The sequence below is a fragment of the Zhongshania guokunii genome (assembly GCF_040892635.1).
GTDB classification, from domain to species: Bacteria; Pseudomonadota; Gammaproteobacteria; order Pseudomonadales; family Spongiibacteraceae; genus Spongiibacter; species Spongiibacter guokunii.
On record NZ_JBFRYA010000015.1, the window covers coordinates 47,715 to 63,330 of the forward strand.

Consider the following 15,616-nt stretch of genomic DNA (forward strand, 5'->3'; position numbering starts at 1 on the left):
CTCAGCGCTCACCGCCCCCCGTCAAACACCGATCAATAACTCAATTCACCATTGCTAAGCAACTTGGCAATATCGTTACTGGCCTTAATTAAAGCATCAGTAATACTTGGTTCAAACGCCGAGTGACCGGCATCGCGAACAATGTGCAACTCGGCATTAGGCCAACGCTGATGTAGCTCCACGGCACTCTCTAAAGGACAGATCATATCGTAGCGCCCCTGCACAATAATACCGGGAATGTCTTCTATTTCGGGCATGGCCACTAATAACTGGTTATCCTCCAAAAAGCCCTCGTTCACAAAGTAATGGGTTTCAATATGCGACATCGACACCGCGGTATGCGCATCCATGAGATGATCTTCAACATCGTGATTCGGCCGCAGCGTCGAGCAGCGCGCCTCCCAAAGCGACCACGCCTTGGCCGCTGACATCCGCGCCAATTCATTTTCACCATGCAATACGCGGTGATAAGCCTCTATCCAATTCTCACCTTCGCGACGTAACACGGACTCACTAAAATCTCGCCAGTAATCGGGAAATACACGACTGGCACCACCCTCGCTATAAAACCAGCTCAACTCCTTCGGACGACACAAAAAGATTCCTCGCAAAATCATCGCCAACACCCTCGCTGGCTGCGCTTGCGCATAAGCTAAACCCAGAGTCGATCCCCACGAGCCACCGAACACCACCCATTTATCAATCGCAAGAAACTCGCGAATACTTTCCATGTCAGCGATCAAGTCTTGGGTGGTATTGTTTTGTAAACAGGCGTGGGGCTCTGAATGACCACAACCCCGCTGATCGAACAAAATAATGCGATAGCGCTCTGGGTCAAAAAAGCTCCGCGCCTTTGGACTGCAAGCAGCGCCAGGGCCACCGTGCACAAAAATCACCGGAATACCATCGGGGTTACCAGACTCTTCTAAATACAGAATATGAGGCGCCTGAACCGGCAGTTGATGGGTTTTATAGGGCTTTATATCGGGAAATAAGGTGAGCATAGCGTTGACCACATCCAATTAATGCACTGGATTAGTGTAGCGCAGACTGCGCCTTAACGCTCAGATGAATAATTCGGCGGCCTAGAACAGACCGCCGAGGAGCCACCTACTTAGACAGTAAGCAGCTCTTTACTAAATTACTTAGGAGCGCGTTTACGCTCGTTTTCTTTCAGTAGTTTTTTACGCAGACGGATGCTTTTTGGCGTTACTTCGACCAATTCATCATCTTCGATGAATTCTAAAGCTTGCTCCAAAGTGTGTTTGATGTGCGGCGACAGAGTCAGCGCTTCATCAGTACCCGAGGCGCGAACGTTAGTCAGCTGCTTGGCACGAGTCGGGTTAACCACTAGGTCGTTAGCACGGTTGTGCAGACCAATGATCTGGCCTTCATACACTTCAGCGGCGTGGCCCATAAACAAACGACCGCGATCCTGAAGGTTAAACAGACCGTAGCTCAGCGTTTTACCACCAACCATCGACACCATTACACCGTTCTGACGGCCAGCTAATTCGCCGCCCTTCACTTCGCCGTAGTGATCGAAAACGGTAGTCATAATACCGCTACCAGAAGTCATAGTCAGGAATTGACCACGGAAACCAATCAGGCCACGTGCAGGCGCGAGAAACTCAAGTTTTACGCGACCTTTACCATCAGGCTCCATATTGGTCATCTCGGCCTTACGCAGGCCAAGCTCTTCCATAACCGAACCTTGGTGCTGCTCTTCAACATCGATTACCACGTGCTCAAAAGGTTCTTGAACTACGCCATCAACCATTTTCGTTACAACTTCAGGGCGGGAAACACCCATTTCGAAGCCTTCGCGACGCATGGTTTCGATCAGTACCGACAAATGAAGCTCACCACGGCCAGATACTTTGAATTTATCAGGAGTTTCGCCTGGCTCAACACGCAGTGCCACGTTGTGGATCAGCTCTTGGTCTAAGCGATCGCGAATATTGCGCGAGGTAACAAACTTACCTTCTTTACCAGCAAACGGTGAATCGTTTACTTGGAAAGTCATGCTTACGGTTGGCTCGTCAACAGTCAATGGCGGCAGCGCTTCTGGGTGACCTGGCGCGCACAATGTATCGGAGATATTCAAACCTTCAATACCGGTTACACAAACGATTTCGCCAGCCTTGCCTTCAGGTACTTCAACCCGTTCCAGACCGTAGTAGCCCATAACGGTGAGCAGCTTACATTTACGAGATTTACCGTCAGCACCAACCACAACCAGCTGGTCATTGGCTTTCATGGTACCGCGAGTAATACGACCAACACCGATAACGCCAACATAGCTATTGTAATCAAGCGCCGAGATTTGCATCTGCAATGGACCAACAGCATCAACTTCAGGCGTTGGCACCTTGTCGACAATCATTTGGAACAAGGGGGTCATATCTTCAGCAAGATCATTAAAATCTAGACCAGCAACACCATTAATGGCCGAAGCGAAAATAATGGGGAAATCTAACTGCTCGTCGGTAGCGCCAAGACGATCAAACAGGTCGAACACCTGATCGACAACCCAGTCTGGACGTGCGCCAGGACGGTCAACTTTGTTAACAACCACAATCGGGTTCAAGCCTTGCTCAAACGCTTTTTGAGTTACAAAGCGGGTCTGCGGCATGGGACCATCAACAGCGTCAACCAGCAGTAATACGCTGTCTACCATAGACAATACGCGTTCAACCTCACCACCAAAATCGGCGTGCCCAGGGGTGTCTACGATGTTAATACGGTAGCCGTTCCACTCAATAGCGGTGTTTTTGGCAAGGATGGTAATACCGCGCTCTTTCTCCTGGTCGTTGGAGTCCATGATTCGCTCGGAATCTTGGTTACGGCGATCAAGGGTTCCCGATTGACTCAACAGTTTATCCACTAGCGTGGTTTTACCGTGGTCAACGTGGGCGATAATGGCGATATTGCGCAGCGTATCAATCATGGAGGGGCTTCGTTGTTGGATAAAATGGCCGCGCATTATACAACAAGCCCGCCCCTCATAGCAGCATGAAGTCACATATCTTCTTGGCAAAATCTACTAATTACGATTAAAAGAACAAAATCAACGTCTTGGGCATCCACCAGATACCCGCTACAATCAATCCACGCCTAATTTTCCCTCTTCTTGAAGGATAGCACTGCAATGACCACAGCAAATGTGACCTGGAAAAGCCGCTGGACCTTTATTTTGGCCGCCACAGGCTCGGCAGTGGGTTTGGGCAATATCTGGAAATTCCCTTATATCGCCGGTGAATACGGCGGCGGCGCCTTTGTGTTGGTCTATCTTGGCTGCATATTATTGATTGGGGTTCCGGTCATGATCGCCGAAATCATGGCTGGCCGCGCCGGCCGCAGCGACCCTGTACACAGTATGGCCAAGCTCGGCCGCGAAGCGGGCAAGTCCTCATATTGGGGCGCCGTGGGCGCCGCCGGTATTATTGCCGGCCTTATGATCATGATGTTTTACAGCGTAGTTGCTGGCTGGGCACTGGAGTATGTCGCGCAAAGCGTGATGGGGGCCTATAGCAATGCCTCTACCCCCGAGATAGAAGCTAACTTCAGCAACTTACTTAGCGACAACACCCAGCAAACTATATGGCATTCACTGTTCACCCTAATCACGGCAAGCGTCGTTGCTGCCGGAGTTGCCAATGGAATAGGTAAAGCGGTGGAGATACTCATGCCAATTTTGTTTGGCTTTTTGCTGCTATTACTCGGTTACAGCTGGCTTAATGGCGACTTTAGCGCGGGCCTGCATTTTATGTTCGACACCGATTTTAGCAAACTAACCGGTGAAGCCGTATTAGTGGCCATGGGCCACGCCTTCTTTACATTGAGTTTGGGCATGGGCGCAATCATGGCCTACGGCGCCTACTTTCCAGGCCAATCATCGATTGGCAAAACTGTACTCGCCATCGCCGCCCTCGATACCATTATCGCGCTAGTTGCCGGCATGGCGATGTTCCCCCTAGTCTTTGCCAATGGCCTCACTCCAGGCCAGGGCCCAGGCTTAATGTTTGTCACCCTGCCCATCGCCTTTGCCAATATGAATGGCGGCCTATTTTTTGGCACCATCTTTTTCAGTTTAGTTAGTATTGCCGCACTCAGTTCGTCAATATCCTTGATTGAACCCGGTGTGGCCTGGCTGGAAAAATACGGTGTAAAAAGACCGCTATCAACATTCGGGCTGGCGGGTATCGCGTGGCTTGGCGGTTTAGCGTGTATTCACTACGGCGCGGTGTTTGATGCACTGGACTATATTACCGCCAATATCATGTTACCCATTGGCGGCTTATTAATTGCGATATTTGTCGGCTGGGTACTACCCGTCAGCACTACCGCGGCCGAAGTAAGCATGGGCCGCGGCTTTGTCTTTAAAGCCTGGCGAATAGCGCTGCGCTATATCGCTCCAGCGGGTATCCTGCTGGTCTTTTTAAACAGCCTTAAACTCATTTAAATAGGATCCCTATCTGTGCGCAACCCGCTATTAAATACTTTTATTATTGCCAGCTTAGTTCTGTTTGGCGGCCTCTATTATTACAGCGGCCAAGTGGAAGACCACTACAGCGACAACGCCGCCCGCTATTTAAATGCATCGCTAGGAAGTATTTCAAGCTGGCAGGTGGCAGATCTAAAAGCCCAGCTATCGGCCGAGACCCTAGCCAAAGTCGACGATGAGCAGCTAGCCAAGCTTTGCGCTGACTATGCCCACCTTGGTCAGTTTCAATCTATGGAACAGCCCTTGTTCTCACGTTTAAGCGGCGCACTGTCACTATTTAGCGAGCCACCGAAGCTTAGCTACAGCAGCAATGTTCACTTTGAACACGGCAATGCGGTAATGACCGCTACCCTGACCTTAGAGCAGCAGCGCTTCAAACTGTACAACCTCAACCTCGGCAAGCCTGAACAAAACGCGACCAACTAAGTAATTTCACACTGGCAATAAATGCGGCTGCAGATGAACGCGAGCGGATTTCGGCAGCGGTATTGGCCGGTGCTCGCTATTGACACAAACGAGGGTCGACTCCCCCTCGGCAACCAGCTCGCTACCCTCTTCCGAGTAAAGACATTGCCGCAAGCTAAAACTGCTGTTACCAATATGCAGCACCCACGCCTTACCGCGCAGCATACGGCCATGATGCCACTCTCGGCGAAAATTTAAGCCCACCGCAGCCATAATCAAGCCAAAGTTATCCGCACCCTCACCTTCTCCAAAGCCCGATTGATCAAGCCAATCGACCCGCGCTTCTTCTAAATAGCGAAAATACTGCACGTGATTAATATGACCCATACTGTCTTGATCTGCCCAGCGCGGCTTAATTAACACATCAAACAAAGGCGCAATTGTAGTTTCACTCATGATGGACGGTACACCTTTACGTTTTCAAAACCCTGCTCCACCAAATGCGAGGCATGGAGACGACTCATTACGCCCTTATCGCAATACAGCATATAAGTGCGCGCTTGGTCGAGCTGGGCAAAGCGGCTATGTAGCTCGTAAAAAGGGATGGCCTGCACTTCGCTTGTCATTAACTTCAATGGTTTGCGATCAACCTCATCAGGGTGGCGCACGTCGACAATAACTGCATCTGGCAATGGAATCGGTAAAGACTCAACGGCGGCTACCGTCAAATCCTCGTCGGCAAGCGCGTCAATATTGATGTAATTTGCCGCGGCAATCGCCCGTTCTAGCACCGCAAAATCAAAATTCGCCTCTTGAGCCGCAATTTTTTCGGGCTTGGCGCGGGTGGTCGGCTTAACCGAAATCACCCCGCAGTACTCAGGCATATTGGCCGCGAAGGCCTCGGTGCCAATTTTGGCAGCAATATTGATGATATCGAGCTTGTCAGCACAGATTAGTGGACGCAGCACCAAGGTGTCGGTGACTTGATCGATGACCGATAGGTTCTGCAAAGTCTGACTGGAAACCTGGGCCACCGCCTCGCCGGTAACCAAGGCCGCCACCTCCAACTCAGCTGCGACTTGCGATGCGGCACGCAGCATCATGCGTTTGAGAATAACGCCCATTTGCGAGTTCTCAACATTTTTCAGGATTTCACCAACCACATCTTCAAAGGGCACACTAACAAACTTCACGCGATGGGAGGCGCCGTATTTAAGCCACAAATACAAGGCGACCTCTTTTACTCCAACCTCATGCTCGCGCCCGCCAAGATTAAAAAAGCAAAAATGCGTACGCATGCCGCGCTTCATGGTTAGATAGCTTGAAACTGTCGAATCAAAGCCACCCGAGATAAGCGACACAGCTGCATCGATCGTGCCCAGCGGAAACCCCCCAAGACCTTCAAGTCGCCGATTCACAATATAAACCAGATCCTGACGCACCTCGATACGCACCGTCACATCGGGATTGTGCAAATCCACACCCGCTGACTCAACGTGCTGATTCAGCCCCCCGCCCACATAGCGCTCAACTTCACTAGAATTAAAGTCGTGTTTACCCACCCGTTTACAACGCACCACAAATCGCTTACCGCGCAGGCTATCGCCAATGGCAAGGCGAGTTTTTTCGTAAATATCGTGCACATCCACCAGAGGATATTCCAGCACTTCAACAAAGTGTGAAATACCTGGCGTATTACTGAGTACCGCAACAAAACCAGCGATGACCTCGGGGTCCTCACTAGCGGTTTCAATAGTTATCCTGTCCCAATCGCGAATAATCTCTAGGTTCGGGTCTAGCGGCAGCAGTAACTTACGCAAATTGTCGCGCAGCTGCCGAGTAAATTTCTTGCGAACCGGTTTACTCTTGATGATGATTTCAGGAAATAATTTAACGAGGAATTTCATTTAACGACCGAAAAAATTGGAGGGCCGCCTATTATACCCCCTCAGCCTTACAGGGGGCAGCCCGCCTTTAACGCACAAAAATAGTGCTAAATTTCAACACAAGCACCAATATGGCGCAGGCTTTTTAGCTTCATGCACAAGCTTTAAGCAAAACGATTAAACGCCATTGCGAAGTAATACTATGAAATAGCCTAATATCGGCATGTTTATTGCCTTTTCAGTTCGCAGATTGCGTCGCTATGCGGCACAATACAATGCGAATATAATCAACACTCCTCGGCGATGCCGAATTCAAACTTACTCTCTCTATCTGGAGGACGAACATAATGTCAGAGAACACTCTGCAGTTAATCGCCGAAAATGACGTGAAGTGGGCGGACATGCGCTTTACCGATACCAAGGGCAAAGAGCAACACGTCACTATTCCGGCAACAGACGTCGATGTAAGCTTTTTTGAAGACGGCAAAATGTTTGACGGTTCATCCATTGCCGGCTGGAAGGGCATTAACGAATCCGACATGATCCTGATGCCTGACGACTCCGCATCGGTTCTTGATCCCTTTACCGAAGAATCTACTATTATCATCCGCTGCAATATCGTAGAGCCATCTACTATGCAGGGCTACAACCGCGATCCACGCTCTATCGCCCAACGCGCCGAAGACTATATGCGCGCATCTGGCATTGCCGATAACGCACTATTTGGCCCCGAGCCCGAGTTTTTCATTTTTGACGATGTTAAATGGAAAGTTTCAATGGAAGGCGCTAGCTATGCGATTGCCTCTGACGAAGCGGCCTGGAAATCAGGCGACAACTTTGAAGAAGGCAACACCGGCCATCGCCCAGGTGTTAAAGGCGGCTACTTCCCCGTACCACCAGTCGACAGCCTCCACGACCTGCGTGGCGCCATGTGTAATGCCATGACCGATATGGGCCTGACCATTGAAGTACACCACCACGAAGTAGGCACAGCTGGTCAGTGTGAAATCGGCGTTGGCCCAAACACCTGCGTTAAAAAAGCGGATGAAGTACAGATCCTCAAGTACTGTGTACACAATGTTGCCCACGCCTACGGCAAAACCGCAACATTTATGCCTAAGCCTATCGTTGGCGACAACGGCAGCGGCATGCACGTTCACATGTCTCTGAGCAAAGACGGCACCAACCTATTTGCTGGCGACGTATACGGCGGCCTGTCTGAAACCGCCCTGTTCTACATTGGCGGTATCATCAAGCACGCTCGCGCTATTAACGCCTTCACCAACGCCTCTACCAACTCGTATAAGCGTCTGGTTCCCGGTTTTGAAGCACCGGTAATGCTGGCTTACTCAGCACGTAACCGCTCTGCCTCTATCCGTATTCCTTTTGTACCAAACCCCAAAGCGCGTCGCGTTGAAGTTCGCTTCCCAGACCCGTCAGCTAACCCTTACCTCGCGTTTGCGGTAATGCTAATGGCTGGTCTTGACGGCATTCAAAACAAGATCCACCCCGGCGACGCTGCAGATAAAGATCTGTACGACCTACCTGCAGAAGAAGCCGCATCAATCCCAACCGTTGCTTCTAGCCTAGACCAGGCCCTGCAGGCACTGGATGCGGATCGTTCATTCTTAACCGCCGGCGGCGTTTTTGACGACGATACTATCGATGCTTACATCGCCCTTAAGTCTCAGGAAGTTGAGCGCCTAGCCATGACAACTCACCCCGTTGAGTTCGATATGTACTACAGCGTTTAAACCATACTGCGCTTAAAAAGCCCGCTTCATGCGGGCTTTTTTGTACCTACAACCTCCCTTTATTCATTCCCGCTACACACCTACCACACCATTCGCAAAGCTTGCACTCCTCCGCGCTTCACCACATCATAGAGCCATTAAATACCGAGGTGCTGTATGGCTCGCTACCTACTCCTAATTTGTTCCATGCTGCTTAGCAGCCTTAGCTTTGCCACTGAAATTTACCGCTCTACCGACCAATACGGCAACACTGTGTTTTCTGACAAAGCGCCAAAGAACAGCACCCCAGTGAAACTCCCACCCACCAATACCACCCCAGCAACTGACGTTAGTAATCGCCCCAACCACCGCCCCACTAGCATTAACGTAAGCCCCGACAACCGAATCACAATTCAATCCCCCAACAACGGCGCCATTATCGCCAATGGACTCATCGCCACCACCGTTAGCACTAGCACCCAAAATCCACTAGATCCCTCACAGCGCATCGTCTTTAGCCTAGACAATGACACCCTCACTCGCTCCAGCAGTACCCAATACACCATCCCCCGCCTAAGCCGTGGCCCCCATCGCATAGGCGCAAGCATCATCGACGAGCACGGCAGGCAAATTAGCAAAGACGCCGTCGACATCATGGTGTATCTGCCAGGAAACTAAGCAAAGCCTATAATTTACGCACCAATTTGGAGCTTAACCCTCTATACTAAGGGCAGGAACGCCCGCAAATATTGCGCGCCACCACCGCTGGCAACGCACTAAATTGGGACCCTCATCACATGAGCCCCTCGAAAGCCGTCGATATTGCCAGTTGAACCACCCAAACTCGCTTGGCCTAGAAATTGCTTTGAGCTAATGCATTACGAACATAATGGCGACGCTATGCCCCCGAGTAATATCCACCATCAAATTCTCGACAACCTTAAAACGGCGATCTTATTGGTAGAGCCGAACCTGACTGTGAGCTATATAAATCCCGCGGCAGAGGCTTTATTGGCGGTGTCAGATCAACGTATTCACGGCGAAGCGATCACCAAGCTATTCCACGAGCAAGAAGACACGCTTGTAAAATTACTCGACGCCATTAACAACTGTGAGGCTTATACCAAACGCGAGACTGTTCTAACCTTGCGCTCAGGCATTGAAATTACCGTCGATTACGCCGTAACCCCAGTTACTGAAAATCGCCGCACCTCGCTCATCATCGAATTACAGCCGCTGGATCGACTTATTAGAATCAGTCGCGAAGAAGGCCTATTGTCGTCACAGCAAAATAGTCAGGCGCTAATACGCGGTATTGCCCACGAGGTTAAAAACCCCCTTGGCGGCCTCCGCGGTGCAGCGCAGCTATTAGCAAGAGAGCTCAGCGACCCCAAACTCCATGACTACACCAATATCATCATTGAAGAGGCCGACCGGCTGCGCAATTTGGTCGACACCATGCTCGGACCTCACCGCGCACCTGAAAAACAATTGACCAATATCCACGAAGTCTTAGAGCGAGTGCGCCAACTCGTCGAAGCTGAAAGCGAAGGCTATATCCGCATAATTCGCGACTACGACCCAAGCATTCCCGATATTCTTGGCGACCGCGAACAACTCATTCAGGCATTTTTAAATGTCACTCGCAATGCCCAACAAGCACTGCGCCAACAGGGTAACGAAGAGAGCGACCCCACGATAATTATTCGTACTCGCACCTTGCGCCAGCTCACTATTGGCACTCACCGCCACCGCTTGGTGTGCAGTGTCGATATTATTGATAACGGCCCAGGCATCCCCCAAGACCTGCGCGCATCAATTTTTCTGCCCATGGTCAGTGGTCGCGCAGAGGGCACAGGCTTAGGCCTTTCAATTGCACAATCCATACTCAATCATCATAACGGACTAATCGAATGCAGCAGCGAGCCTGGTAACACCACCTTCTCACTGCATATTCCGCTGGAGCACGCCTCATGAGCCAAACCAATGCTGTCTGGATAGCTGACGACGATCGATCGATACGCTGGGTGCTCGAAAAAGCCCTGAACCAAGCCGGCATTATTACCCGCTGTTTCGAAAACGGCGACGGCTTGCTTAGCGAACTCGAATCGGAGGTACCCGACGCTATCATCAGCGATATTCGCATGCCCGGTATCGACGGCCTTAAATTATTATCACGCATTACCGCCGCCCACCCCGGTTTACCGGTAATTATCACCACCGCGCACTCCGACCTAGACAGCGCAGTAGCTTCCTACCAAGGCGGCGCCTTCGAGTATCTACCCAAACCCTTTGACGTTGACGATGCCGTTGCCACCACCCAGCGCGCACTGCAGCACGCCAACAAAAATCGCAATCTACTGCCCGAGCAAGCACCGCTTGAAACCACCGAGATTATCGGTGAAGCGCCAGCTATGCAGGAAGTTTTTCGGGCCATTGGCCGTTTGTCGCAGTCGAATATAACAGTGTTAATAAACGGAGAATCCGGTACTGGTAAAGAGTTGGTCGCGCAGGCGCTACACCGCCACAGCCCCCGCGCCACCAAGCCCTTTATCGCACTAAACATGGCCGCCATCCCCAAAGACCTAATGGAATCGGAACTGTTCGGCCACGAAAAAGGCGCCTTTACTGGCGCCAGCGCCCAGCGCCGCGGCCGCTTTGAACAAGCCAATGGCGGCACCCTGTTTTTGGATGAAATTGGTGACATGCCCGCCGATACCCAAACCCGTCTACTGCGGGTATTGGCAGATGGCGAATTTTATCGGGTAGGTGGTCACACGCCGGTCAAAGTTGATGTGCGCATTATTGCCGCAACCCACCAAAACTTAGAACAACTGGTTAAGAGCAACCACTTCCGCGAAGATTTATTTCACCGCATCAATGTTATTCGCATTCACCTGCCCAAGCTTTCAGAGCGCCGCGAAGACATACCCAAGCTCATGCAGCACTTTTTTACCCGCGCAGGCAATGAGTTAAACGTTGAACCCAAGCGTCTGCGCCCAGAAACCGAAGAATATTTGTGCCAGATGGAATGGCAGGGCAATGTTCGTCAATTGGAAAACACCTGCCGCTGGCTGACAGTGATGGCCTCAGGTCGCGAAATTCATGTCGACGACCTACCGCCAGAACTACTAGAGCGCCCCCAAGGCGAAGCCGCGCCCGCCTCTAACTGGCAGGACAACCTCAAACGCTGGGCAGACCAAGAACTAATGCTGGGCCGCGAAAAACTACTCGACCGCGCCGTACCTCAGTTTGAACGCATCATGATCGAAGCCGCCCTGCGCCACACCCACGGCCGCCGCCGCGACGCCGCAAACCTGCTCGGCTGGGGACGCAACACCCTGACCCGCAAGATTAAGGAATTAGGAATGGGTGGAGATGATGAGGATTAATCGACGCTAAATGCGTTACGGGAGACGGGAGATGCTTAAAAGTAAAAAAGCGGTGCAGAGCTCGCTTGGCCTTTGCATTTTCCGTCTCCCGTCAAGCGTCTCCCACTCCGAGCTGGCCTCAGACCTGAGCCCCTAAAAATCCCACTTGCCGCCACGCCTCATAACTCACCAGCGCGACCGTATTCGATAAATTCAAACTGCGGGCTTCGGCCATCATTGGCACGCGCAAGCAGTGTTCCTGCCCTAAACTTTCCCGCACTGCTGGCGGTAGACCCGAAGTTTCTGAACCAAACAGCAGCACATCATCGGCTTCAAATTTAGCATCGGCATAATTGCGACTGCCCTTGGTGGTTAGCGCAAATATCCGACGGTCGCCCATCGCCGCTAAAAAACTGGGGTAATCAGGGTAGCGAGTCACCCGCGCCAGTTCGGCATAATCTAGTCCCGCACGTCGCAACTTTTTCTCCTCCATATCAAAACCCAGCGGTTCGATCAGATGAAGATGGCAGCCATTATTGGCAACTAGACGAATAATATTACCGGTATTGGGGGCAATGCGCGGCTCGTACAGGGCAATATGGAACATAGCTGGGGCACCAAAAAAACTAAGTGGCTAATGACAATATAGGAGATAAAAAAATACCGCATACCGAGTAATCAGCAATGCGGTATTTTGAGCCTAGCGCCAGAAATTAGTGTGTCGTAGACGCCGCTTCTGCCTGACGAGCAGCCGCTTCTTCGGCTTGGCGATAAAGTGCTTCAAAGTTCACTGGCTGCAGCGCCAACGCAGGGAACCCACCTTTAACCACCAGCGAATCAACCGCTTCACGCAAATACGGAAACAGCATATTAGGACAAGCTATGCCAAGTAGCTGACGCAATTGCTCGCCTTCAATACCTTCGGCCATAAACAAACCAGCTTGATGAATTTCCACCAAGAAAGCAGTTTCGTCATCTTCAAGCTTGGCGGTGATCGTCACCGTAAGAACCACTTCATAGGTATTGTCAGCCACCGCTTTGCTGCGGGTATTGAGGTCAACCTGTATTTTTGGTTTCCACGCCTTGGTAAAAATTAATGGGCTAGCGGGAGACTCAAAAGATACGTCTTTAGTGTAAATACGCTGTAAGGCAAATTTGGCTTGAACGGGCGTTTCTTCTGGCATTGTTTTCCGTTTCCTAAACTAATTTAAAGGGTTATAACGTATATAAGGCCTAGTACCGCAATTAACAAGGTAACTATGATGCAATCAGCGCATCTAATTTGGCGCCACGCTCTAAGGCATATAATTCGTCGCAGCCTCCCACATGGGTCTCGCCAATCCAAATCTGCGGTACCGTGCGCTGACCACTGCGCTTGGCCAAGTCGCTGCGCAAATCATTGCGGCCATCTACCGGAATTTCATCAAAGGCCACGCCCTTGCTAGTCAACAACTGCTTGGCGCGAACACAAAAAGGACAAAATCGCGTTGTGTAGATCGTTACCTGTGCCATTTCCACCTCTTTTATAACATCTTCATTTACGCAAAACACCGTTTTACAAAATGCGGGCCAGCTTTATTTCTTTACCAGTGGCATTTGCATTATCTGCCACTCAGATACACCACCCTTTAGACGGTACACCTGGCTATAGCCTAGCGAGCCCAGCTTTTTACCGGCAGCGCTAGCGTGTTGCCCCATCTTGCAAACCAATACCAGCGGCTTGTCTTTTTCAACGTGGTCGGCAATTTCTTTCTCTAATTTGGAGAACGGTAGATTGACCGAGCCTAGGATGTGGCCCTTGCTGAACTCAGCTTTGTCGCGCAGATCAATCACTACTGCCTCCTGCTGATTCACCAAATTCACCATTTGCTGTGGGCTAAGGCTCTTACCAGCGCGACGCTGCTCATGAAAACTAAGCAGCAATAGGCAAGAAATTAATGCCGACACTAATATCCACTGCTCAGCAACAAAGGGGATTAATTTATCCATGAAAACATCTCTTTATGCCATGTGCGCTGCACAATTCGCGAAAAAAGCGAGAGTATACACTGCCAAGCGGCAATTCTCACCCACCCTCGCGTAGCCTCAACTCCTCGAAAAAGCTACAATGCAGCGTTTATCCTCAGTGTTCTAAAGTGTGAGATTTATGGCCAACACCCTAGCAAAAAAACCAGTCGTACTCGTCATCCTCGACGGCTTTGGCTATCGCGAAGACCCTAAAGACAACGCTATTTTCCACGCCAACACCCCGAACTGGGATCGCCTGTGGCGCGAAGCACCTCACACCCTTATATCTGGCTCAGGCCTTGATGTTGGTCTACCCGACGGCCAAATGGGCAATTCAGAAGTTGGCCATATGAGCCTCGGTGCTGGCCGCGTGGTTTACCAAAGTATTACCCGCATCGACAAAGCCATAAGCGACGGCGACTTTTACAGCAATCCGGTTTACACCGAGGCGGTAGATAAAGCTGTCAACGCAGGTAAAGCCGTGCACATTCTCGGCCTGCTCTCGGCGGGTGGCGTACACAGCCACGAGAATCACATTCTCGCGATGATTAAGCTTGCCGCCCAGCGTGGCGCCAAGCATGTTTATGTTCACGCCTTTTTAGACGGCCGCGACACCCCACCGCGCAGTGCTCAAGATTCGCTCGACAAGCTCGATGCACAATTTAAGGAGCTAGGCTGCGGCCGCACGGCATCAATGGTCGGCCGTTACTTTGCAATGGACCGCGACAACCGCTGGGATCGCGTTGAAAAAGCCTACGACTTACTCACCAACGGCGAGGCAGACTTCCGCTACGACAATGTGCGTGACGCCCTGCAAGCAGCTTACCAGCGCGACGAAAACGATGAGTTCGTCAGCGCTTCTGTTATTCAAAAAGCGGGGGACAGTGACGCCAAGATCAGCGACGGTGACAGCGTAATCTTCATGAACTTCCGCGCCGACCGCGCCCGTGAAATTACCCGCGCCTTTGTCGACACCGACTTCGATGGTTTTAAACGCAAAGTGCGCCCCGCGCTTGCAGAGTTTGTAATGACCACCGAATACGCCGACAGTATCCCCGCTGCCGTCGCCTACCCACCCAGCACCATGCACAATAGCTTTGGCGAGGTAATGGAAAAGCAAGGTAAAACTCAGCTGCGCATTGCCGAGACTGAGAAGTACGCCCACGTCACGTTTTTCTTTAGCGGCGGCCGTGAAGCGCTTTATGAAGGCGAAGATCGCAAACTGATCGCCTCACCAGATGTAGCCACCTACGATTTACAACCTGAGATGAGCGCCCCCGAACTGACTGACCAGCTAGTAGCGGCCATTCATAGCGGCAATTACGACACCATTATTTGCAACTACGCCAATGGCGATATGGTTGGCCACACCGGTGTATTTGAAGCCGCCGTTAAAGCAGTTGAAGCTCTAGATATTTGTATAAAACGCGTTACCGATGCAGTGTTAGAAGTTGGCGGCCACTGCTTGATTACCGCAGACCACGGCAATTGCGAACAAATGGTGGACTACGACGCCGGCCAAGCTCACACCCAACACACCACAGAACTGGTGCCATTAGTTTATGTGGGTAGCCGCCAACAAAAACTCCAAGAAAAGGGCGGAAAACTTGCCGACATCGCCCCCACTCTCTTGGGCTTAATGGCTGTGGAGCAACCCGCCGAAATGACCGGCGTAAATTTGCTTAGCGACATTTGAAACGGCCCGCG

15 protein-coding genes are annotated in these 15,616 nt (G+C 51.2%); 7 read left to right on the forward strand and 8 right to left on the reverse strand.

The features are described 5' to 3' along the window. Window positions 1-32 precede the first annotated feature (32 nt). Window positions 33-1,004 carry a prolyl aminopeptidase gene (gene pip / locus AB4876_RS15435; RefSeq protein ID WP_368382650.1) on the reverse strand — a complete coding sequence of 324 codons (972 nt, stop codon included), beginning with the start codon at window positions 1,002-1,004 and terminating at the stop codon, window positions 33-35. 137 nt (window positions 1,005-1,141) lie between these two features. After that, window positions 1,142-2,950, reverse strand: a complete 1,809-nt coding sequence (gene typA / locus AB4876_RS15440) for a translational GTPase TypA (RefSeq protein ID WP_368382651.1) — start codon at window positions 2,948-2,950, stop codon at window positions 1,142-1,144. Between the two features lie 201 nt (window positions 2,951-3,151). On the opposite strand from typA, the gene AB4876_RS15445 reads away from it, so the two are divergent. Continuing rightward, window positions 3,152-4,465: a sodium-dependent transporter gene (locus AB4876_RS15445; protein ID WP_368382652.1), complete on the forward strand. Its 1,314-nt coding sequence runs from the start codon at window positions 3,152-3,154 to the stop codon at window positions 4,463-4,465. Window positions 4,466-4,480: 15 nt separating this feature from the next. Next, window positions 4,481-4,933, forward strand: a complete 453-nt coding sequence (locus tag AB4876_RS15450; RefSeq protein WP_368382653.1) for a hypothetical protein — start codon at window positions 4,481-4,483, stop codon at window positions 4,931-4,933. Window positions 4,934-4,939: 6 nt separating this feature from the next. On the opposite strand, the gene AB4876_RS15455 is transcribed toward AB4876_RS15450, so the two are convergent. Then, window positions 4,940-5,368 (reverse strand): acyl-CoA thioesterase, encoded by a 429-nt coding sequence (locus AB4876_RS15455; RefSeq protein ID WP_368382654.1) that lies wholly within the window; start codon window positions 5,366-5,368, stop codon window positions 4,940-4,942. Next, window positions 5,365-6,819, reverse strand: coding sequence for a tRNA uracil 4-sulfurtransferase ThiI (gene thiI, locus AB4876_RS15460; RefSeq protein WP_368382655.1), 1,455 nt, complete (start codon window positions 6,817-6,819; stop codon window positions 5,365-5,367). Before thiI ends, AB4876_RS15455 begins: the two co-directional genes overlap by 4 nt. Window positions 6,820-7,145: 326 nt before the next feature. Here thiI and glnA point away from each other — a divergent pair, with 326 nt between their 5' ends. The 4 genes from glnA to ntrC all read left to right on the forward strand — a co-directional run bounded on the left by glnA (window position 7,146) and on the right by ntrC (window position 11,923). Further along, window positions 7,146-8,552, forward strand: coding sequence for a glutamate--ammonia ligase (gene glnA, locus AB4876_RS15465; RefSeq protein ID WP_368382656.1), 1,407 nt, complete (start codon window positions 7,146-7,148; stop codon window positions 8,550-8,552). A gap of 156 nt (window positions 8,553-8,708) precedes the next feature. Next, a complete protein-coding gene (locus tag AB4876_RS15470) occupies window positions 8,709-9,209 on the forward strand; it encodes a DUF4124 domain-containing protein (protein ID WP_368382657.1) in 501 nt (166 codons plus the stop codon). Window positions 9,210-9,431: 222 nt separating this feature from the next. Continuing rightward, entirely contained in the window at window positions 9,432-10,508 is a 1,077-nt protein-coding gene (gene glnL / locus AB4876_RS15475; RefSeq protein ID WP_368382658.1) for a nitrogen regulation protein NR(II), read from the forward strand. Further along, complete coding sequence (gene ntrC / locus AB4876_RS15480) at window positions 10,505-11,923, forward strand: nitrogen regulation protein NR(I) (protein ID WP_368382659.1); 1,419 nt, start codon at window positions 10,505-10,507, stop codon at window positions 11,921-11,923. The genes glnL and ntrC overlap by 4 nt, the downstream gene beginning before the upstream one ends. Window positions 11,924-12,041: 118 nt before the next feature. Here ntrC and AB4876_RS15485 read toward each other — a convergent pair whose 3' ends face one another. The 4 genes from AB4876_RS15485 to AB4876_RS15500 all read right to left on the reverse strand — a co-directional run bounded on the left by AB4876_RS15485 (window position 12,042) and on the right by AB4876_RS15500 (window position 13,891). Next, window positions 12,042-12,509 (reverse strand): tRNA (cytidine(34)-2'-O)-methyltransferase, encoded by a 468-nt coding sequence (locus tag AB4876_RS15485; RefSeq protein WP_368382660.1) that lies wholly within the window; start codon window positions 12,507-12,509, stop codon window positions 12,042-12,044. A gap of 106 nt (window positions 12,510-12,615) precedes the next feature. Next, on the reverse strand, window positions 12,616-13,086 hold the full coding sequence (gene secB / locus AB4876_RS15490; RefSeq protein WP_368382661.1) for a protein-export chaperone SecB: 471 nt from the start codon (window positions 13,084-13,086) through the stop codon (window positions 12,616-12,618). Window positions 13,087-13,159: 73 nt separating this feature from the next. Further along, window positions 13,160-13,414 (reverse strand): glutaredoxin 3, encoded by a 255-nt coding sequence (gene grxC, locus AB4876_RS15495; protein ID WP_368382662.1) that lies wholly within the window; start codon window positions 13,412-13,414, stop codon window positions 13,160-13,162. 63 nt (window positions 13,415-13,477) lie between these two features. Next, window positions 13,478-13,891, reverse strand: coding sequence for a rhodanese-like domain-containing protein (locus AB4876_RS15500; protein ID WP_368382663.1), 414 nt, complete (start codon window positions 13,889-13,891; stop codon window positions 13,478-13,480). 157 nt (window positions 13,892-14,048) lie between these two features. On the opposite strand from AB4876_RS15500, the gene gpmM reads away from it, so the two are divergent. Further along, entirely contained in the window at window positions 14,049-15,605 is a 1,557-nt protein-coding gene (gpmM, locus tag AB4876_RS15505; RefSeq protein ID WP_368382664.1) for a 2,3-bisphosphoglycerate-independent phosphoglycerate mutase, read from the forward strand. Window positions 15,606-15,616 lie beyond the last annotated feature (11 nt).